This is a genomic window from Halobacteriovorax sp. DA5 (assembly GCF_002903145.1).
In the GTDB taxonomy this organism is placed as follows: domain Bacteria; phylum Bdellovibrionota; class Bacteriovoracia; order Bacteriovoracales; family Bacteriovoracaceae; genus Halobacteriovorax_A.
Window position 1 is genome coordinate 201,377 of record NZ_PPDJ01000008.1, and the last position, 20,934, is coordinate 222,310.

Annotated in this window: 20 protein-coding genes and 1 pseudogene; 6 read left to right on the plus strand and 15 right to left on the minus strand. The window is 32.4% G+C overall.

Features of this window, described 5'->3' with window-relative positions; genetic code table 11:
- Positions 1-146: 146 nt before the first annotated feature.
- From ribE to C0Z22_RS11780, 5 genes and pseudogenes are all read right to left on the minus strand, one after another.
- Positions 147-614: a 6,7-dimethyl-8-ribityllumazine synthase gene (ribE, locus tag C0Z22_RS11760; protein WP_103218567.1), complete on the minus strand. Its 468-nt coding sequence runs from the start codon at positions 612-614 to the stop codon at positions 147-149.
- Between the two features lie 40 nt (positions 615-654).
- Positions 655-1,254, minus strand: a pseudogene (gene ribB / locus C0Z22_RS11765) (3,4-dihydroxy-2-butanone-4-phosphate synthase); the annotation flags it as partial.
- The gene (locus C0Z22_RS11770; protein ID WP_158246913.1) at positions 1,247-1,897 is read right to left on the minus strand and encodes a riboflavin synthase; all 651 of its coding nucleotides are present in this window, start codon (positions 1,895-1,897) and stop codon (positions 1,247-1,249) included. The gene C0Z22_RS11770 and the pseudogene ribB, both read right to left, overlap by 8 nt.
- On the minus strand, positions 1,897-3,030 hold the full coding sequence (gene ribD, locus C0Z22_RS11775; protein ID WP_103218569.1) for a bifunctional diaminohydroxyphosphoribosylaminopyrimidine deaminase/5-amino-6-(5-phosphoribosylamino)uracil reductase RibD: 1,134 nt from the start codon (positions 3,028-3,030) through the stop codon (positions 1,897-1,899). The genes C0Z22_RS11770 and ribD overlap by 1 nt, the downstream gene beginning before the upstream one ends.
- A 115-nt stretch (positions 3,031-3,145) precedes the next feature.
- Positions 3,146-4,396, minus strand: a complete 1,251-nt coding sequence (locus tag C0Z22_RS11780) for a Fic family protein (RefSeq protein WP_103218570.1) — start codon at positions 4,394-4,396, stop codon at positions 3,146-3,148.
- Positions 4,397-4,711: 315 nt separating this feature from the next.
- On the opposite strand from C0Z22_RS11780, the gene C0Z22_RS11785 reads away from it, so the two are divergent.
- Positions 4,712-5,938: a hypothetical protein gene (locus C0Z22_RS11785; RefSeq protein WP_103218571.1), complete on the plus strand. Its 1,227-nt coding sequence runs from the start codon at positions 4,712-4,714 to the stop codon at positions 5,936-5,938.
- A gap of 29 nt (positions 5,939-5,967) precedes the next feature.
- Here the strand turns inward: C0Z22_RS11785 and C0Z22_RS11790 are convergent, their stop codons facing one another.
- The 7 genes from C0Z22_RS11790 to C0Z22_RS11820 all read right to left on the minus strand — a co-directional run bounded on the left by C0Z22_RS11790 (position 5,968) and on the right by C0Z22_RS11820 (position 11,890).
- The gene (locus C0Z22_RS11790; protein WP_146037883.1) at positions 5,968-6,375 is read right to left on the minus strand and encodes a hypothetical protein; all 408 of its coding nucleotides are present in this window, start codon (positions 6,373-6,375) and stop codon (positions 5,968-5,970) included.
- 9 nt (positions 6,376-6,384) lie between these two features.
- Positions 6,385-7,143 carry a helix-turn-helix domain-containing protein gene (locus C0Z22_RS11795; protein ID WP_103218573.1) on the minus strand — a complete coding sequence of 253 codons (759 nt, stop codon included), beginning with the start codon at positions 7,141-7,143 and terminating at the stop codon, positions 6,385-6,387.
- Positions 7,144-7,414: 271 nt separating this feature from the next.
- Positions 7,415-8,353, minus strand: a complete 939-nt coding sequence (locus C0Z22_RS11800; RefSeq protein ID WP_103218574.1) for a glycosyl transferase family 90 — start codon at positions 8,351-8,353, stop codon at positions 7,415-7,417.
- 4 nt (positions 8,354-8,357) lie between these two features.
- Positions 8,358-9,101 carry a polyprenol monophosphomannose synthase gene (locus C0Z22_RS11805; RefSeq protein WP_103218575.1) on the minus strand — a complete coding sequence of 248 codons (744 nt, stop codon included), beginning with the start codon at positions 9,099-9,101 and terminating at the stop codon, positions 8,358-8,360.
- Positions 9,102-9,126: 25 nt separating this feature from the next.
- Complete coding sequence (locus C0Z22_RS11810) at positions 9,127-9,396, minus strand: helix-turn-helix domain-containing protein (protein ID WP_199177559.1); 270 nt, start codon at positions 9,394-9,396, stop codon at positions 9,127-9,129.
- A 276-nt stretch (positions 9,397-9,672) separates the two neighbouring features.
- On the minus strand, positions 9,673-10,701 hold the full coding sequence (locus C0Z22_RS11815) for a glycosyltransferase family 1 protein (RefSeq protein WP_103218576.1): 1,029 nt from the start codon (positions 10,699-10,701) through the stop codon (positions 9,673-9,675).
- On the minus strand, positions 10,694-11,890 hold the full coding sequence (locus C0Z22_RS11820) for an O-antigen ligase (RefSeq protein WP_103218577.1): 1,197 nt from the start codon (positions 11,888-11,890) through the stop codon (positions 10,694-10,696). The genes C0Z22_RS11815 and C0Z22_RS11820 overlap by 8 nt, the downstream gene beginning before the upstream one ends.
- A 93-nt stretch (positions 11,891-11,983) precedes the next feature.
- On the opposite strand from C0Z22_RS11820, the gene C0Z22_RS11825 reads away from it, so the two are divergent.
- Positions 11,984-13,198, plus strand: a complete 1,215-nt coding sequence (locus tag C0Z22_RS11825) for a UTP--glucose-1-phosphate uridylyltransferase (RefSeq protein ID WP_103218578.1) — start codon at positions 11,984-11,986, stop codon at positions 13,196-13,198.
- Entirely contained in the window at positions 13,167-14,327 is a 1,161-nt protein-coding gene (locus tag C0Z22_RS11830) for an O-antigen ligase (protein WP_103218579.1), read from the plus strand. The genes C0Z22_RS11825 and C0Z22_RS11830 overlap by 32 nt, the downstream gene beginning before the upstream one ends.
- Here the strand turns inward: C0Z22_RS11830 and C0Z22_RS11835 are convergent.
- A complete protein-coding gene (locus C0Z22_RS11835; protein WP_233189726.1) occupies positions 14,317-15,426 on the minus strand; it encodes a glycosyltransferase family 4 protein in 1,110 nt (369 codons plus the stop codon). The two genes, C0Z22_RS11830 and C0Z22_RS11835, sit on opposite strands and share 11 nt — an antisense overlap.
- A complete protein-coding gene (locus C0Z22_RS11840; RefSeq protein ID WP_103218581.1) occupies positions 15,426-16,451 on the minus strand; it encodes a glycosyltransferase in 1,026 nt (341 codons plus the stop codon). Before C0Z22_RS11840 ends, C0Z22_RS11835 begins: the two co-directional genes overlap by 1 nt.
- A 126-nt stretch (positions 16,452-16,577) precedes the next feature.
- Here C0Z22_RS11840 and gmd point away from each other — a divergent pair, with 126 nt between their 5' ends.
- Both gmd and C0Z22_RS11850 read left to right on the plus strand, forming a co-directional pair.
- On the plus strand, positions 16,578-17,690 hold the full coding sequence (gene gmd, locus C0Z22_RS11845; RefSeq protein WP_103218582.1) for a GDP-mannose 4,6-dehydratase: 1,113 nt from the start codon (positions 16,578-16,580) through the stop codon (positions 17,688-17,690).
- A 4-nt stretch (positions 17,691-17,694) separates the two neighbouring features.
- On the plus strand, positions 17,695-18,639 hold the full coding sequence (locus tag C0Z22_RS11850; protein ID WP_103218583.1) for a GDP-L-fucose synthase: 945 nt from the start codon (positions 17,695-17,697) through the stop codon (positions 18,637-18,639).
- Here C0Z22_RS11850 and C0Z22_RS11855 read toward each other — a convergent pair.
- Positions 18,631-19,608 carry a glycosyltransferase family 10 domain-containing protein gene (locus C0Z22_RS11855; protein ID WP_103218584.1) on the minus strand — a complete coding sequence of 326 codons (978 nt, stop codon included), beginning with the start codon at positions 19,606-19,608 and terminating at the stop codon, positions 18,631-18,633. The two genes, C0Z22_RS11850 and C0Z22_RS11855, sit on opposite strands and share 9 nt — an antisense overlap.
- Before the next feature lie 36 nt (positions 19,609-19,644).
- Between C0Z22_RS11855 and C0Z22_RS11860 the strand changes: the two genes are divergently transcribed.
- Positions 19,645-20,934 carry a flippase gene (locus C0Z22_RS11860; RefSeq protein ID WP_103218585.1) on the plus strand — a complete coding sequence of 430 codons (1,290 nt, stop codon included), beginning with the start codon at positions 19,645-19,647 and terminating at the stop codon, positions 20,932-20,934.

Consider the following 20,934-nt stretch of genomic DNA (forward strand, 5'->3'; position numbering starts at 1 on the left):
TTAACCTGACATTCGTGATGATAGTCTATAACTTAGGCCCATAAGCTCATCACCACACACCGATAGAGTTTGTATCTTTTTCGTTTTTTCCAATAAAAAAGGCCACTGTCGAGTGGCCTTTTCTTTTACTATATTTTCAAATTTAATTAGTCGATTGATTTAAGAAGTGTCGCCATCTCAATTGCAGACATTGCAGCTTCCCAACCTTTATTTCCAGCTTTAGTTCCTGCTCTTTCAATTGCTTGCTCAATTGTATCAACAGTTAAAACACCAAATGTTACTGGAACTCCTGTTTCAAGAGATACTTTTGAAATACCTTTAGCAACTTCATTAGAAACAAAATCAAAGTGTGGAGTTGATCCACGAATAACTGCACCAAGTGTGATTACAGCATCATATTTTTTCGAAGCAGCAAGTTTTTGAGCAATTAAAGGAATTTCGAAGGCACCTGGTACCCAAGCAATATCCATTTCATCAATATTTCCATCATGTCTTTTAATGCAATCAATTGCACCACCTAATAGTTTGCTTGTAATTAGTTCGTTAAAACGTCCTGCTACTACAGCAAATTTCTTTCCAGATGCATTTAAGTTACCTTCTAGATTTCTAGGCATGTGTTTCTCCCAAATTATCGGCACTTTCACCAAGTGCTTCTTTTCTATATTTAATTAAGTCTTTAATTGTTACAAATTTTAAACCATGTTCCTCAGCAATCTTAGAAAGCTCAGGAGCTTTTGCCATTGTCCCATCAGCGCTCATGATTTCACAAATCACACCAGCAGGGTAACAACCAGCAATTCTGGCCATATCTACAGCAGCTTCAGTGTGACCATCTCTTTCTAAAACACCACCAGATTTTGCAATAAGTGGAAAGATGTGACCTGGTCTCATAAAACTATCGGCCGTCGAATTTTTATTAGCAAGTAGTGAAATCGTTAATGCACGATCTTGGCATGAAATACCAGTACCACCATTTGCAGCATCAATTGAAACAGTGAATGCTGTGTGATGAACAGAGTCGTTTTCTTTCACCATTAGTGGAAGATCTAATTCATCTGCACGCTCTTTAGTAATTGGAGCACAAATTAATCCGCGACCAACTGTCGCCATAAAATTAATGGCCTCAGGAGTAATTCGGTCAGCTGCCATAACAAAGTCTCCTTCATTTTCACGGTCTTCATCATCAATTACAATTACCATCTTCCCAAGACGAATATCTTCAATGGCCTCTTCAATTTTATCAAATTTAATCATTTAGAAATGACTCCAAATTTTGTGTGCTTGCTCCATTACTACGTCTAGCACCGTTAAAAAGCAAGTTTTCTATATATTTTCCCAGGATATCCACTTCAATATTCACCAAACTCTGAACACTGCGGTTTCTTAGAACTGTGTTCTGCCAAGTATGTGGAATGATTGATAGTTGAAATGACGAGTCGGCCTTAAATACATCCGCTACAGTCAGTGAAATTCCATCAATTGTTATTGAACCTTCTTTCACAATATATTTCATTTGCTTTGAGTTAACTTTAATTGTCACCAGATAGTTGTTACCGCGACTTTGAATTTGAACAATTTGACCAACGTCATTAACGTGACCTTGAACAATGTGTCCACCAAGTCGATCACTTGCACGTAGCGCAAGCTCGAGATTAACTTCATCTCCAGATCTTAAATTTCCAAGTGTCGTTTTCTCCAAACTAGTATGTACTGTTTGCACAACAAATGTAGAATCAGTAACTTTAACAGCAGTTTGGCAGGCGCCATTAATTGCAACTGAATCATCAATTTCAATTTCTGGAAGAAGCTCTTTACAGCTAACTTCTATAAGTTTCCCCTCAGCATTTGAGCGTACACTTACAACTTTTCCAATTTCTTTAACTAGTCCAGTAAACACTATGACCTCGTATCAATCTCAAACATTGCTTGAGATCCTATATTTTTAACTTCAACGTTTTTAAAATTTAAAGCATCGGCCATCGAATCAAGTTGTTCATCGTAATAACCTATGCCATTTCCTAAAATTTTAGGCGCTACAAAAATTGTCATCTTATCTGCAAGTTGCTTCTTCAAAATAGTCGAAGCGAGCATCCCACCACCTTCAACAAGAATCGAATGAACACCAATTGCTTTTAGTTGTGCCAGTGCATCTTCAATAACAATTTCATTTCTTTCACATTTCGCAAAAACAATTCGAATCTGTTTTTCAGTAAAGAATTTAACAACATCATCTGGTGCTGATTGGTAATCTGCTCCAGTTGTTACAATGATAGTCTTCTTTGTGTATTGATCATTGAATACTTTTGAAAGAGGATCCATTTTAGAAATTGAACCCATCACAATTCGATAAGGAATCTTTCCACTATCATCTAAACCAAAACGAATATTTAAACTTGGATCATCGTTATTAAGAGTTTTACGTCCAACCATAACCCCGTCGTATCTTTTTCTAAAAGAATGAACCATCTTTCGTGCAGACTCATCAGTAATCCATTTCGAGTCCCCGGTCATTGTAGAAAGCTTTCCATCAAGAGTTTGTGCAAGTTTAAGGTGAACAAAAGGAAGATTACTTTTCATTGATTTAAAGAAAACGCGATTAAGCTCCATCGACTCTTGTTCAAGAACGCCTACTTCACATTCAATCCCCGCAGCTTCCAATATCTTGATTCCATTTCCTGCAACTTGCGGATTTGGATCAAGACAAGCAACCACAACACGAGCAAATCCATGCTTTAAAAGTTCGTGTGCGCATGGAGGTGTTCTTTTATTTGTATGGCAACAAGGCTCAAGAGTTACATAAATTGTGGCACCCTTAAGTTCGTCCTTATGTTCTTCGGCTACATCAGCAATTGCTTCAGGCTCTGCATGTGGAAGCCCGGCCTTTTTATGCCAACCCTTTCCAAGTACAATTCCGTCTTTAACAATGACAGCACCTACCATTGGATTTGGAGAAGTTGTTCCTTCACCCAATTTCGCAAGATTAAGCGCCATTTGCATATAAGCAATATCTCTAGAAGCCTGATTTTCCATGCCTTTTCATAACATATCTAACCATATGGTTCCAGCAGACTTTTACGTAAGCGCTGCATCGAGAATTTTTTGTACGGTACGGCGGTACTTTTCGAACAATCAATAACTTAAAGGCTTAACTCTTAATTAACGAAATAGACTCTTTTAAGTATTTACTATTAACTTTATAGACAAATTTTTTACCCTGCTTATGTTCAGAAACATAACCCTTGGCCTTAAGATCTTTCAGCTCTCGACGGGAAATCTCACGAGATTTATTTATATCCAAAGCATATTCTTCAATTGATATGGCCTTGTATTTATTTAGCGCCATCTTCTGCAAGAGAGAAACTTGAGTCTCGCTAAGACCATCTCGTGTGATAAGTTCCGAAATTGTAATTAGAAAATTCACTTTCTCTTCGACCCTTTTGAGTGACAATAGTAGTGAGTCTAGGCAGAAATCAATGAAGTAAGTTAGATCTAATTGGTGTTCTTTAACCAGATCAAATGATCTTTCATATCGCTTACCATGTTGCTTTAAATTTGCAGAAATAGAAAGTAGTTCAACAAATTTTAAGTTGTTCTTCATGGCCTTGAAATAGAATAGTGTTCTTGCTGTACGCCCATTTCCATCGAAGAACGGGTGAATATAAGCGGTAAAGTAATGAAGAAGTATTCCCTTAATGAGCCCATGAAGATAACGTGGATTATCTGTCGTTAGTGCTATCACTTCATCAAGAGTATCCTCAATTTTTGTATAGTCTACACCTTCATGTGTTCCTACATACACTTTGTCATTTCTAAACTTTCCGCTGAAGTTAGCATCATCACCTTCTAAGGTATTTTGAGAAACAATTTCATGAACCTTCAAGATCAGATCTTTTGAAACCTGCTTAGAAACATTGTCCTTAATCCACTTCATCGCTAAGTAATTATTAATGAGCATATACTCATCCTTGTCCTTTGGTTTATCACCGGACGAAATGAGTGCCTTGGCCTTTGAACGTGTGCTGTTTGCACCCTCATAAATAGCAGAAGTGATGGCCTCTTCAACTGCAGCATTAATTAAAAACTCTTGCTTAAAATTTTGATGACGTTGGATTAAATCAAATAAAGTTCCACCTAGGCTTTCAATTTGATGTAACTTTTTATTGATACAATCAGCTGGATAAAACCAAAACTTTTTATCAATTTCTTTTATGTATAATGGAATCGAACTTGCTCTACGTAAACGTTGTACCGTGTCCTTTACTTCTGGCCACTCTTTAAGAGTCATCCCCAAAGCATCAAGCCTATACCTAATATCATCAAGTGGCGTATATCTCTCATGAGTATACTTAAGCCAAAGTGGTGTATTTAAAAATTCATAATCTTTTAAGTTATCCATTGGATGTATTGTATATGTTTTTCTACAATTTTCTAGTTCAAAAGTTGTAGAAAGAAAGGATTACCGGTGAAAACTACGGACTATCAATAACTTACAACTACAACAGTTGTTGTAGCTGGCCAAAAAAGTCTTGTATTTACTACAAGTTTTAGTGTTCATATTTGTAGCAAATTACACCATCAAAACAAAATTAAATGATTTCAACAAGTTACAACTACAACAAAATACGCTAAAAAGTACGTCGATACTTTTAACACCCTCTAAATAAAATTCACTAAACAACACCTAAATTAAATATTTCGCTAAATTGGTTTTATGAACAAGTTAATCGCACCACTTATCTTAATCTTAGCTTTCTCTTTAGCCTCGTGTTCGAAAGATACGCAAAGAATTATCAAATCCAACACACCAGCTCAATCTCCAGTTGGGCCAACTGTTAGTGATTCAGATAAGGTCATTTTAAATGCAAAGCTTGGAAATTTCTGTGAAGGACTGGATTGTCCAGAAGGAATTGTAGCGGTTAAAACACTCGATAAATCAGTAACTTGCCCAGGAATTATAAAGTCAGAAACAGAAGTACTGATCTCTCAAAACTGTGCCGACACTAATGAGACGTTTCATATACAAACAACTGATGGCGAAATTGTAAAAGTTGCATCAGTAGAAGAAGAGCTTTCAAACGAATTTAACGACAAGGTTCTTAAACTTACGACGGCCAAAGAAATTAAAAGCCTGGCATCTATTTCTATTCCAAGCTCAGATAACAACTCTGTAGAAGTTCTAGCTTTTGATAAGTATGGAGCTCTCACAAAACAAAGCTGTGAAATCACTTACGCTTCACTCGCCTATGCCAATTCATTTGATAATGAATCACAACTCTTAAATATCAAAAACTGTGATGGTGTAAAAGACGGTTCACTAATTTCTCAAGATGGAAATGTCATTGGTTTTTTAACTAAGAAGCATGATGAGATTGCGTTGTATGAAGGGATTAGTCTTGAGGGTTCTCGTTCTAATAATAATTACATAGAAAAAATTGATAACATTACAAACCATTTAGATAATGAAGATCTTTGGGTTTATAGCTTCACATTAAATGAAGCATCACCTATCGAAATGAAAAACTCATATCAGAAGACAATTATATCTTCGGATTTAACAAATATAAAACTAATTACTGAATGTATTAAAAATGACTTTGATGAAGTATTAATTGATAATATTTTTAAACTTTCATTCAATAATGAAATCCTAGAAATAAGTAAAGATAGTACTGTGACGATTGAAAACCATCAGGCTTTTGTTAGTAAAAACAAGATAAAAGTAATCTCTTTTTCAGATAACTCAAAAATAATTGATAGCGACTACTATGTGTTTAAAGGAGATATCAAAGATTTACAGACGATAAACGAAAATAAATATATTGGTGATGATAAAATCGGTTCAAAGTTTGATTTAAATAACTATACATCTATTAGTTACTATTTATACAGTGGTGAAACCGATATATTTCATTCTGTAAATTTACCTAAATGCAAATAAAAAGGGAGGTTAGAACCTCCCTTAACTATTTAGTATTTAAAGTCATTAAGAATATAATTTTTAAATTTCAAAGTATTCTTTAACTTTTTCTCCAAAAGTTTTTCATTATAAAATCTCGAATATTTAATTTTAATATTTTCTTTTGATGAATCTACTTCTTCCTGCTTAAATCTATATTTATCAATTAGTTCAATTTTCTTTACACTAAGCACTCTTGTTTTTGTTTTAAGCATCCATCTATTACTAGTTGAATCATAATCATATTCTCCAACCTTTGCTAAATCATCGAACACCTTCCATGTATCATCTCCTGTTACAGTTCCTGATTTAGATGTCATGTCAACTACATCAAGAGCTCTCCAAGTATCATCACCAGAAACGACACCAGCCATTACATGGCTACTTAATAATATGTAAATCGATATAAAAAATTTCATAAATCCTTCCTACATTTCTCTTAAAAGATTACTTACTACAACAATGTTTTCACCTCTATTTTTTGGATTAAACATTATTTTCTTCACATTATAGAAATATTCATCAGCTAGCTCTTTCAACTCAGCCTTTACTTTACTAGCATCAACTGACTCGTAGCACATGTCATATTTACTTTTTTGAGCACGTGAATGGACTCTAATTTCATTCAACATTTCTTCATAAATCAAAGAGATTACTTTTGCACCTGTTGCACCATCTAAAAACTTCGTCTTATCGCCATGATAAAATCTACCATTTTCATTTTTTAAAATTCCATCTGCAGCTAACTTCATAAAAGTCGTGTGCCCAGATCGACCATATTCTTGCAATATTTCATTTTCACTTATCCCAGCACACGTTGTTGCTCCAATCATCATCTTAAATGTAGACTGATCTCTAAAATACTCTTCCACATTTGACTCGTACTTATCTAATTGATTAGAAGTCATGAAATGTGAATAAAGGCTATCATGCACTTCCGGGAAGTACTCACGTACAAACTCAGCTGTCTCTTTCTTTGAGCACAGGCCGTTAAGGACTGTTACACAAATGTCGAGACCAGGGTTTTTAACATCACCCATTTCTAGACGATGAAATGTTGAAGGTGGAAGTCCAAGCCTTCTAGCAATTTGATTGCTACTTAAGCGGGAATGCTCTTTTTTGTATTTTCTGATCTTGTCCCGCAAAACTTCGTTAACCGAAGGTCTTTCTAAAAAAACCTTGTCCATTCTGCTCTCCTCTCTCTATTAATCCCAATGTTGTTTAGTAGTTCTTCATACAACAGAATCCAATAGAATTTATGAACACTGTAAAAACTATTAATAAAACTTATTGTTAAGTATTTGATGGGACATAAATAAAATTTCATAAGTGAAATTTCTCGATTTTTTCGAAAGTGGAATGATTTATTTCAAATTGGAATAACTGATACTGTAAGTAGCTGTAATTATGACAGGACAACTATAAAATAATTACTATTAATGGAGTATCTTACTGAATTTACTGTAATGAGAAGTATTTTTTTGCAACTAAAAGTGAGATTAGAAATTCTCTATCCTCATCCTTAAACTGCTCTACCCACTCATTTGCATTCTTGGTAATGAGTTTAGCTTCTTCTGGATGTGCTAAATAATATTCGATTTTCTCTGGTAGATCAGAGTAGTCATCTTTCACTTCAACATAGTGCTTACCAGCGACAAGTCTTCCTTCCATGAACCAAGTTTCATATTTAGGTTGCGACATAATACAAACAGAGTTTGAAGACATGGCCCACTTTAAATTTGTAGCAACATCATTACCCTCCATACATAGTATGAATTTATAATGAAGTTGATCTTCAATACTTAGAAAATCTTTAAGCCAAGCAACATCTTTTTTAGGTGCTGTTTGTCCAATATCGCATAGTGGATGATCGTAGAACTGCTTAATCACAATATCTCGATGTGGCATTGTATTAGTTCCACGCCATACAACTTTATCAAGCTTCTCTTCAAATGAGATTTTGTCTTGTATGAAATTAAAGTGCCTCACTTTATTAAGTTTTAAAACAACAGAGTTCTCATTGTCGACAACAGGCCTACTCTTTACGATAGTTGGAATTGATGGTGCTTCAACGACATCACCTGCTTCGTAACGAAACATATAATTGCCAGAGAAGTTTCTAATAACTTCAAGAATATCAAAGTAGTATGTTGTTCCATCTACTTTTTTGAAATCTTTAATTTTTAGTGCGTGTGGAATATGTCTTCTATTTGTATTTTCATTTTCGAGTACTAACTTAAATGGTTCATTTAACTTATTATAATAACTTACTCGATCTTCAATATATTCATCTGGCGCTTGCTCATAAGCACTTAAGATTTTACGTGCTTTGTTTTGATACCAGCATTTTGGAATCAGAAATTTAAAAGCATTTTTTATATAATAGAAGTGTTTCATTTATTTATAAAATACCAAAAATCTTTCTAAGTCTTAAATTAATAACGTTAAAGAAAGCTTCAAAAATAATTCCTCCACCCATCTTTGATTGTCCATCACGACGTTCATAAAAAATGATTGGAACTTCTTTTACTGAAAGACCTTTTGCCCAAACCTTATAATTAAGCTCTAGTTGAAAGATATATCCATTAGAAATTATTCCATCTAGATTTAGAGATGATAGAGCTTTTCGTGTAAAACACTTAAATCCACCAGTCGTATCTTGAACAGGAATACCTGTCATGAATCTCGTATAAATTGAAGCACAGTATGATAGTAATAGTCTTCTAAATGGCCAATTGATAATTCTAATTCCATCAATATAGCGTGAACCGATGACAAGATCATTTTCTTGAGCAGCAGCTAAAAGATCTTTTACTGAATCAGGATCATGAGAAAAATCACAGTCCATTTCAAAGACAAAATCGTACTCTCTTTCAAGCGCCCACTTAAACCCTGTGATATATGCAGTTCCTAGACCAAGCTTTCCTTTTCTTTCAATAATGTGAAGATTTGAATTTTTTTCCATTTTCTTCTTCACGATATCGGCCGTTCCATCTGGTGAGCCATCTTCAATAATAAGTAGAGATACCTCTGGGTATTTTTCAAAGATAGTATCGATCATGCGCTCGATATTCATGATTTCATTATAAGTAGGAATGATAATTAACGACTTGTTCCAAGGCAGTTGATTCACTGATTTCTCCATAATTTATGAGGATTCAAGATATCGTTTATTGCACCAATTTTCCAGAGTTTTTAGCCTTAAATACGATCTCCATCTCAAGCCCACACGCCTTGGCATACTTATTTAAAGTCGATAATTTTAAATCAAGGCGACTTTCAATTTTTGAAACATCCGGCTGATCAATACCAATAAGATCAGTTTGTTTCAAACCGAGTGATTTTCTTAAGGCCTTTAGGTCAATGTCATAGTAATCGTTTTGTTTGATGGCCGTCTTGGCATACTCAAAAAACTCGAGGTCTAAGTTGTCATAACTCATTAAGTTTCTCCCTGTTTCATCCGTAAAACAGATATTGATTTCTTATAATTATAACATGAATCAAATTTTGTGCGATTATTCCTTACAATGCATATCGAAGCACTCAAGTATTCACTCTAGTGAATATAAATCACGGCCTTCAATCTAATATGTACTTAAGTGCATATATCTAAGCATTATCCACAAAATATTCAATTGTGTGCATAAAACTTAAATATGAAGTTTCTATATGCACTCCAAGTAATAAAAATTATGCATTAAACTGAATATTTTTTCTTACTTATATAATTCGATATACTTTTGTGCGCTTAATTCCCAAGAAAATCTATTCAAGTTCTCTCTACACTTGGCTTCCCAAGTACTAGCGTCAAACGTCTCCATTGTAGACTTGTATAAATTCTGCATCGAATCAGAATCGAATGATTCAAAAGCAATAGCTGCATCACCACCAATTTCTGGAAGAGAAGTCTTATTACTTATAAATACTGGTTTATTGAAATACTGAGCTTCAAGAACAGGAAGGCCAAATCCCTCCAGAAGACTTGTCATAAAAAAAGCCTTGCAATTCTCATATAACCAAGATTTTTCACCTTCTGAAACTTTTCCGATTAGAAATACACGATCAGAGATACCTAACTCTTTTGCTCTTTCAACTAGCTCACTTGCATACCCAGTTGAATTATCACCTGCGATAATAAGCTTTAAATCAGGATTAGCTTCGATTAGTGGATAGATAGCGTGAATATTCTTCTTTGGCAGAAGCTTAGAAATGGTGAATAAAAAATCACCTTCAAAATTGAAATCAGGCTTCTTCGGCTCAGAACTTAAATCGAGTGTAAGCCCATTGTAAATTATATGATTTTCAATATTCGATATATCAAAATACTTTTCAAAATCTTTCTTTGTACTTTCAGAAATAAAAGTCAGAACGTCCGTATACTTCAATTTTTTTTCAATATACTTCATGTAAGACTCCACCTTATTTTTTCGGTGAACTCTTTGATGAATATAATTTAAATCATGAACAGTTAAGATCGTCTTCTGCTTCTTACTATAAGGAAAATATGATGAATCCTGATGAGTCGAATGCCACACCTTAGCTTTCGGCAGAAACAACCCAAGTTTTTGTAAAGGATTTGTATAAAAAAGAGTGTCATCCTTTGAAAACAAATCAGCGCTAGAGCGATCAATCAGATAGCTCGCTTTAGTCATGGCCGAAATATTCTTATATAAATGATGCGAGAATTGCCCAAGGCCTGAGTGGAAATCTTTAAGTCTTTCTAAATCGATGATTATGTTATGCATTTTTACTCGCTTTTTCTTTTTCTAAATTATGAGTCACAATGCTTAAGTTAAAAACTAATAGTATAAAAGCAAATAAATTCGTCTGATTAAAAACATCGAACTGAGCACAAATAAAAGCATTCACAACAAGAGCTAGTGTGGACTTTGTAAAAACGGATGTACTTGTTAAAGTTATAAAAGCCCATGAAAAGAACCAACCTGAGAACGCAAGTAATCCAAAAACTCCAATATCTGCAGCTACATCTAAAAAGGTATGATGTGTTCTTAATACATAGAAAAGGTTTTCTATCTTATTTTCTTTTGCAACTCTTCCAATTTCATTAATTGATTGTCCATAGCCAAAGCCAGTTAGCGGTCGCTCTTTAAATACTGCAAGTCCTGCTTCATATAGTGCAATTCGATGCTGTGTAGACTTATTCATTAGAGTCACCATACGAAATGACTTTTCATACTTTGAACCTTGCAGAGCGAACATAATTCCGATTAAGACAAAGAAAGAGCAGAATAGAACTAGGGCCAGCTTCTTACTTTTGAAATATATCGTTGAGCTTAAACTTATAAGAAGTGACAGCAATGCACCTCTCGTTTTTGCTGCCAACACGCCAAATACACCTAGACAAGCAACTAAAATACCACAAAATCTATTACGCTTATCCAAGTTTCCTAGTAATAAAAGAGAAGTAAGTAAGCTAGTTAAAAATGAACTTATATATGCAAATTTAGTAATATCGACAGCCGCCGCTAATCTTATACTTAATAATTTTGAGATCACAAAGCCGTGTTGAATTATAGCTTGATATATTCCATATCCAATTGACAACGTGAAGCACACTAATACAAATGGTAAATAATATTTTCTGGCCTTTTCAAGTAAGCCTTTGCCTTCCTTAAAAAAGTACATAAATGGAAGGTAACTTAAGCCCCCTATCAAAAAGTAGCGTGCTTTTTTAATCGACTTTAGTGCTATAATCTTATCATCAATAACAATGAAAGCGATTATTACAGCAATAGCAAATGTCACTAATAAGAAAATATTAGGCAAAGGTAATTTTACTTTATTCTTTCTTGCCCAAAAAATTGAAAAAACAAGGGGGATTAATAATAAGATATCCCCAATTCCCAGTACTGATGGTGAAAAGAAAATTCCTAATGTCGTAAAGATAATACTGCTAAATATAAGATAGTTCATATATTGATGTTAAATCTTGTGCACAAAATTAGTAAAGGTATATTAACTATATTTATTTCATTTCTTAACTAGCTTCTGTTATTATTTGGTCCTATGAATTTAAAAGAATTTATCAAAAATCCAATTGAACTTGAATATTTCGAAGGTTTGCTTTCTCAATTAAACGAGAAAGCTGAACAGCTTATAATTGCTACCCCAGAAAATGACACAGGAGTCTACCCTACTGCGATAGCTCCAAGAAAACTTCTACGAGATGAACTTCCTTTTCATTCATATGAAGATATCAAACAACGCTACTCTACAAAGGAAGTCGTTGACTGCACACTTTGGCTAAGAAAGATGCATGGTGGGCTTGGCTCAAGCCTTGATCGTTCGGACTACTTAAAAAAGTATGGCCGTTCAATTCCTGGTTCAAAATCTACTGACCTCTATATTGAGACAGAGCAATTCGGTGCAATTAGCTTAGCAGAAGCTCAAATCATTCAAGCATCTAAGAAAGCAAGTTCATTTAGAAAAGTGGTCCTACAGGACCTCGTTAATAATGATGTGAAACCAATCCTCGATGAAATGTGGAAAAAATATGAACATCTTCTAAATGATAACTTCTCTCGTCTCGACTCTGTCATTCAACAAAAGCTTCCTACCATTAAAGATGGCAGGCTTTCACTCGAACGCCTTGCTCCTGCTGGCCACGGTATTTTTGGTTATGAAGTCTTTAAAGGTCCTCGTCCTGAAGGCGAAAATATTATTGCCTGTATTGGAAATGGAGAAGATCTTAGTTCTACTCCAGATCGTGCCATCGTTAATTGGATGCTCACAGAGAATATTCCAGTTGTTATGGTTACAACGACTAAGACTGAACGAGATATGAAAGGTGGTCAAATTGCATTAAAAGTTGAAGGTGGAAAAACTTATCTTACTATCGTAGAGAAAGCTCAAGCCGAACAAGCTGGCCAACTAGAGTATTTTGAAAAGCTTGGTCTGCGCGAAGAAGACGAAGATGCATTTTTTAATACGAATTTAGTACTCGTGAACTTCAATGCTCTTGCTGATTGTAAAATTGCACTTCCCGATTTGATTGAGAATCAAAAAGGTGAGTTTGTTCAACTTGAAGGAGCGATGGGATCAGTTCTCTTGAACTCAGATAAAAACTATAGAAAAAGTGGAAAGATGTTGGTTCACATTCTTAATGTTAACAAAGAGAATAGAACGAAGTTTTTCAATCCTATAAAAAAAATGGATGATTTTAACTACATAAAGAAAGAAATGAAACTAAATGAGAACAATTTTCACTTCAAAAACATATAATTTAAGTTATATCGTCTCATTATTTTTCACTCTAGGCTTCACGGTAAGTTTACCGTTTGGACCAATGCCTTTATATATTTACAACTTTGATTTAAATCATATTTTTATTATTGGCTTATTCTCAATTGCAGTATTAAATATAAAGAAAGTAGATAAAAATATTTTAAAGAGTTTTGGTATTTATTCTTTTTTATTATTAATAAGTGTAATAACATCCACTAAATCTTATTATTCCACAATAAACTTTCTAAAATTTATTACTTTAGGGACTATTACTTTTTACCTAATATACGGTTTTAAAAAAAATAAATTAATAATACTATTTAATTATTACATAGGGATTGCAAGCTCTACTCTTATTATATTATTACGATGCTTATTCAATTACGGTGTTCACTACAGGTTTACTTATAGTTTCGCACCTATTGAATTCCGTCAGGCAATAATTAATAACATACCTGCAGTTGACCCAAATATTACAGCATATGGCTTATGCCTATCATCTCTTGCATTAGTCGATAGACTTTTTTCTAAGAATAAAAGACACAGGATCAGCTATATCTTATCTTTATTTCTTTTTTCTACAGCCATAATTATCACAGGAAGTAGAAGTGCTTTCCTAGCATTTATTTTCAGTTTAATCGCCACCATTCTATTTCAATGTAAGAAGACAAATAACTATAAAAACATCAAGTATTTTATAGCCTTTAGTTTTATTGCATCTGCTATACTCCACTCTTTAGGACTAATGAGTATGCTAATACATAAGTTTTCAGATTATACTAATGATGCTAGTAGAATTTATTATTATAAGAAGTTACTTTTATTTGTTTTCTCAGATCTTAAATCATTTTTAGTTGGGAAAGGTTTTCAAACCATGAATCCTCATAACGAGTATCTTAGGGTTATAATAAACTCCGGGCTAGTTGGATTAATAGGTGCGACGATATTTTATAAAAAAGTACTAAATATAATTTCTAAAAAGATTACTTACAATACAATTGCTATTTCTGTCTTCACTTTAATTGTAATACTATTTTATAGGCATACTAAGATTACTTGGTTTGCTATATACTTATTAATTCACTTTTCAAGAACCGAAGATATTCCTAAAACAGCTAAACTATAGACTCTATAACACTATAGTACATTTTCAAAATCTCCTGTTCATCAAACTTTGACTCTGCTAGGAGCCTAGACTCCTTTGCCATTTCTAAATAACTATTTGGAGATAAATCAAGAGTCTTTTTAATTGCATCTACTAGGCTATCTATACTATTTTTTTCACATAGGTAGCCATTTATGCTCTCTTTAACAACATCTGTACATCCTACGTTATTAGTTGCAATTAAGACTTTACCTAATGCAGATGCTTCTATTAAAGATCTTGGAACACCTTCTCTATATAAGGTAGGTAAAACAACGAAATGATAATCTTTAACGATATCCTTTACTGAATCAGATACACCTAAATACCTCAAATTCACATCCTTATCCCAACTAGCAACCTCTTCTTTAGAAATTGCATCATCTCCACTTGAGTAAATTCCAAGAACATCAAACTGCAAGTCTTCGCCGAATTCCCTTTTCAATATTTCTGCAGCAGCTTTTAAAACAAGTACACCTTTTGATTTTAATAAACGGCCACAGAATAGAAAACGCAAAGGCTTTTCAAAGTCAACTGGGCTAAATCTAAATTTTTTTAAATCTACACCTGATCCTGAAATTTTGTAAGCTTGATTAATGCTGATTAATTCATTTTCTAAAAAAAACGACTTATCCTCATTATTTTGAAAAAAGCATGCAACGACATCCTTTAAGGAAATTTTATACAGAGTAGTTACAATTTTTGTTAAGAAATTATCAGAGTTAAAGGATCTACCTAAACCCGATATGTTAACTATAGTAGGAGTTTTTATTAGCCTAGTTATTAATGAAGTATAAATTGTAGCCTTAGGAGTAAAAGTTAAGACACAAAATGGACTATAAATTAGAAAAAAATATAAATAAGACATTACAGTAAAGGAGTCTCTTAATGGCGATACACCTCCTGTATGAACATATAAGTTACTAAACGTACAACCATATTTTTTGAGCTTTGAACTATATTCATCCTGAGGAGCTAGAACTATAATTTTATAATTTCTTTCCTGAAGATATCTTATCGTTGATAATCTGAAATTATATATGTACCAAGAGCTATTCGCTGTTATTATTATTTTTTTCATCATTCTTCTTTATAAATTTTCATTAATAAATTCATTTGGTTTTCAAAAGAATACTTATTAGCATATTCTAAACAACACCTTTGAATATCTTCAAAGTTATCCTGAATAAAACTTACCGCATTTTTAAATCCTTCAAAATCATCTATAAATAATTCCTTTGGATAGTCGCTATATAAACTTTTAAAAATCTCAATATTACTCATTATTATAGGCATTCCAAAACTCATTGCCTCTAATACAGATAATCCAAAGCCCTCATGGAGAGAAAGAGCTATGAATACACTATTCTTTGAGTAGTGCTCATCTACGTTATTACTAAATCCATGAAAAACTATACTTTTTAGATTTGAATTAGTGACTAAATCTTTTAATTTTTTCTCTTCGGGACCCGTTCCAACAATATTTAAGACAGAGGTTGAATTATTAATTCGACCAAAATAGCTTATCACTTTATCTATTTGCTTAACCTTATGAAGCCTTGATAATGATAAAAATTTAATACTATCTTTAGGTTTTGATATCTTTTCGAATCTTTTTTCAACACCATTAATTACGACAATGGTATTCTTTAAGCTGTATCTTGAAATCAAATATATTTGAACTGTACTCGATACACATAAAACCTTATCAAAACTACGATATAAGTACTTATTGAACATACGCCCAAAAAAGGTATTATCCCTCCTAGTATTCAAAGAATGTACTGTTGTAACAAGCTTAATTCTCTTGAGCTTTAATAGTGGATAAAGAAGAAATGTATAAAGCTGACATGGAGTAAGGTGCGTATGCAAAACATCCCCACGTTTTAATTCTTTTGTAACAAAGCTTAGAAAAATAAGGAAACTATTTATAGAGTAAAACCTACTTGCACCAAGTGACACGAGGCCATTTTCTACATTCCCATCACCCTTTAGAACTATTAACCTAGTATCGCAATGCTTAGCACTTCGCATCGCACCATGCAATTTAAGAACTACCTTCTCTGCTCCACCATTTCTGACTTCAGAAATAAAGTTGTAAATCATTACTCTCTCTTAGTTTCTAATATAATTATGCCACTTATTAAAATTATTATTAATAGAAAATGGAATATTCATAAAATTTACAATAGTATATATTTCTAAACACACCAAATATTTAAAGGATTATATATGAAAAAAGCGCTAATCACAGGTGTAACTGGCCAAGATGGATCATATTTAGCAAAATTACTTTTAAAAAAAGGTTATGAAGTACATGGCATTAAAAGAAGAAGCTCTAGTTTTAACACACAAAGAGTTGATTCAATCTTTCAAGACCCACACGAAGAAAATGTTCGTTTCTTTATGCACTACGGCGATTTATCTGACTCAACTAACATAATTAGAATAATTCAAGAGGTTCAACCTGATGAAATATATAACTTAGGCGCAATGTCTCATGTAAGAGTCTCTTTTGATACACCAGAATACGTTGCAAATGTTGATGCTGTTGGAACATTAAGAATTCTAGAAGCGATTCGAATTTTAAAACTAGAAGAAAAAACAAAAATATACCAGGCTTCAACAAGTGAACTATATGGACTTGTCCAGGAAACACCACAAAAAGAAACAACTCCATTTTATCCAAGATCACCATATGCAGTTGCAAAACTCTATGGTTATTGGATTACTGTGAATTATAGAGAAGCATACAACATGTACGCTTGTAATGGGATTCTATTTAACCACGAGTCTCCTGAAAGAGGTGAAACCTTTGTAACCAGGAAAATTACCAGAGCAGTCAGTAGAATTGCACTAGGATTACAGGATACAGTATATCTAGGTAATCTAGATGCTAAAAGAGATTGGGGCCATGCCGAAGACTATGTTGAAGCAATGTATCTTATGCTTCAGCAAGATAAACCGGAAGACTTTGTTATTGCTACTGGAGTAACTACTAGGATTAGAGACTTTCTTATCTTAGCATTCAGAGAAGTTGGCATTGAAATATACTTTGAAGGTAAGGGCGAAAATGAAATTGCTAAAGTTAAAGAATGTAAAAATTCAAAATACCAAGTTAGCAAAGACCAAGTTATAGTAAAAATTGATCCAAGGTACTATAGGCCAACAGAAGTCAGCCTATTACTTGGTGACGCTACGAAGGCACAAGAAAAATTAAACTGGAAGCCAAAACACGATTTAAATTCAATAATTAAGGATATGATGAGATCTGATATCGACCTTTTTACTAAAGACAAACTATTAAATGATAATGGTTATGATATTCTGAACTATCACGAGTAACAATATGAATAAAAAAGATAAAATACTTATACTAGGAAGAACTGGCTTAGTAGGGTCTTCAATTGTTAGAAAACTAGAAAAAGAAGGCTACGAAAGAATATTAGCACCATCACGAAGTGAATTAAATCTTCAAGATCAGAATCAAGTTAATAAATATTTTGAAAAAAATGATCCACATTACGTTGTACTTGCTGCTGCAAAAGTAGGAGGTATTTTAGCCAATGATACCTACAGTGCAGACTTTATATTTGAAAATTTAACAATACAGCAAAATGTAATTGGTGCAGCAGCTTTTAAAACCCAAAATTTAAGTAAGTTCATTTTTCTAGGTAGCTCATGTATTTATCCTAAAGAATGTTCGCAGCCAATAAAAGAAGATTATCTTCTTACTGGTCCACTTGAAAAAACAAATGAAGCATATGCAATAGCAAAGATCGCTGGTCTTAAACTATGTCAGCATATAAGAAAACAATACAATAAAGAATTTATCTCATTAATGCCTACAAACCTTTATGGAGTAAATGATAACTACGACTTAAACAATTCGCATGTAATACCTGGGCTAATTGCAAGATTACAAAATGCTATTGATAACAATGAATCTGATTTTAAGGTTTGGGGAACAGGTACTCCAAGACGTGAATTTTTATATGTCGATGATTTAGCAGATGCATGTATACATATTTTGAAACATGATGATCCTAATATTTCTGATATCATAAATGTTGGTACTGGTATTGATATTACAATTAGAGAATTAGTTAATATTTTAACAGAGCTTATGCAGTATAAAGGAAAAGTATCATATGATTCTTCAAAACCAGATGGAACAATGTTAAAACGACTAGATACAACTCTAATTAATAAGTATGGATGGCAACCGAAAGTAAGCTTGAAAGAAGGATTAAAAATTGCAATAGAATTTTACAGAAGAGATGTCTTAAAATAAAGCGGCTTTAATTGCAAAAGACCAATTCTCTATTGAAAAAGTAGAAGAGTGCTTACTGCTTAAGAATCTTTCGATTTCGCTTTGATATTCCAAATAACGATCTTCAGAAATATTAATAAGATAGCTATACATATCATTGATATCTTTAAATTCTCTATAGTCAATAAAACAACTTTTTGGTATGAATTTAGTTACATTAGGAGCACCAAAATAAATTGGAACTGCACCGGAAAGAAAGCAGTCGAATATTTTTTCCGTGATATAATTGTTATTATTTTTACTATTTTCAAAACAAATAGCAAATTTATATCCTGAAAGACATTTCAGTTTATTATCAATTTCACCTCTCCATGACGGCCTGATAAATAACGGCTTTTTCAGCCTTAAAAACTTATTTCCCAACTTAATAGTAAACTTATCCCAACCTCTCCCCCAAAGATCAAAGACATCTGGTTGATTTCTCTCGAACCATTTTGCAACATTTACACGTTCGGAATATAGTTCACCTTTAACTCTTGATGACAAATTTCCATTAATTAAACAAAGAAATTTTTTATCACAATAGCTTATTTCTCGTTTAACAAAATTTTCTTTAAAGAATCTTGTACTTGGATAAAAAATATATTTTCCACCTTTTTCCAAAAGTTCTTCATTCCATGTTAAAACTTTATCGAAATCTTTATGCTTATTAATATCATAGTTATCTTTTCTAACTAAATATGGCTCTCTTAAGATTAATATCTTTTTAACATCAGAAGGAATTATTGATCTAATAGATTTAAATGGCATATCTAAAAAGATACAAAAATCAGGTTTAATTTTCTTTAAGTCATAATTTCTATATGTATCTAAAGAGTATCCAATTTTATTAAAATATTTTTGTAAATATGAATATTCGTGATCTCCTTCTAAGAAATCAGATTTCAAAAATCTCTTATCATTATCACAATATAAAGCTATATTAATCATATATTACCTATATCTAAGAAAGCTGAGCATAGCATCATGTTAAAATATATTAAAAATAAGTTTATTAATAATACCATATGGTTGCTCGCTGACAAATGCCTAAAGATGATACTAGGCTTTTATGTAATTACACAATTATCTCGTAGCCTAGGGCCCGAAAACTATGGAATACTTTCCTTCTCACAAAGTATTATCAGTATTTTTATTGCAATTACTTCATTAGGAATAAACTTTTTAGTAGTAGAACAATTAATTAATTCTAAAAACAGAGACGATACAAACATTATTCTTGGCTCTATATTTATAATGCGTCTTTTCGTCGGATTTATATGTTTTTTCATAACTATTTTCTTAAACTTATATTTTAATAATTCAGAATCAAGTGAAATAATAATAATTCTTTCTATTATATTACTTTTCGAACCATTAAATATTATTGATTCTTTTTATCAATCAAAAGTAAAATCTAAATATATAGTTATTTGTACTAATCTCAAATTCATAATTGGTAGTGCTGCAAAGCTGTATGCAATATCTCATAATTTTAGTTTAAGAAATATTGCAATTATATTTCTTTTTGAAAGCATTCTACAATATGTGCTTTATCTCTTATTATATAAACTTCATGGATTCTCTTTCTTTTCATGGAAGCCCAGCGTTGCAAAAATTAAAAAATTACTTCATAGAACCTGGCCTCTTGCCTTAGTTGCAATATTTACAAATATGTATAATAGAGTTGATCAAGTAATGCTTAACAGTCTACTTGATAACTATAGTGTAGGTATTTACTCAGCAGCAAATAAAATTAACGAATTATTTTTTTTCATACCTATTGTCGTATCGTCCTCAATATTTCCATTACTTGTTTCCAAGCAAAATACAAGTTCATATATACCAACATTGCTAAAAGTATATAAAATAAATTTTCTAATTTCACTTCCAGTAAGTATTTTATTGTTTATCTTTAGTGAATTCTTAGTCCTAACTATATATGGACAACAATTTAATGAAGCTATCACGATATTAAAATGTCTCGCAATAACTATAGTTATCAAATCAATCAATTTAGTATTCGTTAAATATTTATATATTGAAGGCTTAGAAAAGAAATATTTAAAAATGAGTATTATAGGCTTTTTAATAAATATTGTTCTAAACTTCTACTTAATTAGAGAATTTGGAATTATTGGAGCAGCTCTCGCAACTCTTTCATCTCTATTTATTACAACATTTTTATTTGAATTATTTGATTCAAAGTTAAGAAAAGTATATTATTTAAAAATACAATGGTTATTACCTATAAACACTAACGAGAAAGATGAGTAG

What these genes read in the sequence shown, in the direction of transcription:
- C0Z22_RS11785 (WP_103218571.1), top strand. Translation starts at nt 4,712, where the DNA reads ATGAACAAGTTAATCGCACCACTTATCTTAATCTTAGCTTTCTCTTTA.
- C0Z22_RS11815 (WP_103218576.1), bottom strand. Translation starts at nt 10,701, where the DNA reads ATGCATAACATAATCATCGATTTAGAAAGACTTAAAGATTTCCACTCA.
- ribE (WP_103218567.1), bottom strand. Translation starts at nt 614, where the DNA reads ATGCCTAGAAATCTAGAAGGTAACTTAAATGCATCTGGAAAGAAATTT.
- C0Z22_RS11790 (WP_146037883.1), bottom strand. Translation starts at nt 6,375, where the DNA reads ATGAAATTTTTTATATCGATTTACATATTATTAAGTAGCCATGTAATG.
- C0Z22_RS11825 (WP_103218578.1), top strand. Translation starts at nt 11,984, where the DNA reads ATGAATTTAAAAGAATTTATCAAAAATCCAATTGAACTTGAATATTTC.
- C0Z22_RS11835 (WP_233189726.1), bottom strand. Translation starts at nt 15,426, where the DNA reads ATGAAAAAAATAATAATAACAGCGAATAGCTCTTGGTACATATATAAT.
- C0Z22_RS11840 (WP_103218581.1), bottom strand. Translation starts at nt 16,451, where the DNA reads ATGATTTACAACTTTATTTCTGAAGTCAGAAATGGTGGAGCAGAGAAG.
- C0Z22_RS11805 (WP_103218575.1), bottom strand. Translation starts at nt 9,101, where the DNA reads ATGGAGAAATCAGTGAATCAACTGCCTTGGAACAAGTCGTTAATTATC.
- C0Z22_RS11830 (WP_103218579.1), top strand. Translation starts at nt 13,167, where the DNA reads ATGAGAACAATTTTCACTTCAAAAACATATAATTTAAGTTATATCGTC.
- C0Z22_RS11820 (WP_103218577.1), bottom strand. Translation starts at nt 11,890, where the DNA reads ATGAACTATCTTATATTTAGCAGTATTATCTTTACGACATTAGGAATT.
- gmd (WP_103218582.1), top strand. Translation starts at nt 16,578, where the DNA reads ATGAAAAAAGCGCTAATCACAGGTGTAACTGGCCAAGATGGATCATAT.
- C0Z22_RS11850 (WP_103218583.1), top strand. Translation starts at nt 17,695, where the DNA reads ATGAATAAAAAAGATAAAATACTTATACTAGGAAGAACTGGCTTAGTA.
- C0Z22_RS11810 (WP_199177559.1), bottom strand. Translation starts at nt 9,396, where the DNA reads ATGAGTTATGACAACTTAGACCTCGAGTTTTTTGAGTATGCCAAGACG.
- C0Z22_RS11800 (WP_103218574.1), bottom strand. Translation starts at nt 8,353, where the DNA reads ATGAAACACTTCTATTATATAAAAAATGCTTTTAAATTTCTGATTCCA.
- C0Z22_RS11855 (WP_103218584.1), bottom strand. Translation starts at nt 19,608, where the DNA reads ATGATTAATATAGCTTTATATTGTGATAATGATAAGAGATTTTTGAAA.
- C0Z22_RS11860 (WP_103218585.1), top strand. Translation starts at nt 19,645, where the DNA reads ATGTTAAAATATATTAAAAATAAGTTTATTAATAATACCATATGGTTG.
- C0Z22_RS11795 (WP_103218573.1), bottom strand. Translation starts at nt 7,143, where the DNA reads ATGGACAAGGTTTTTTTAGAAAGACCTTCGGTTAACGAAGTTTTGCGG.
- C0Z22_RS11780 (WP_103218570.1), bottom strand. Translation starts at nt 4,396, where the DNA reads ATGGATAACTTAAAAGATTATGAATTTTTAAATACACCACTTTGGCTT.
- ribD (WP_103218569.1), bottom strand. Translation starts at nt 3,030, where the DNA reads ATGGAAAATCAGGCTTCTAGAGATATTGCTTATATGCAAATGGCGCTT.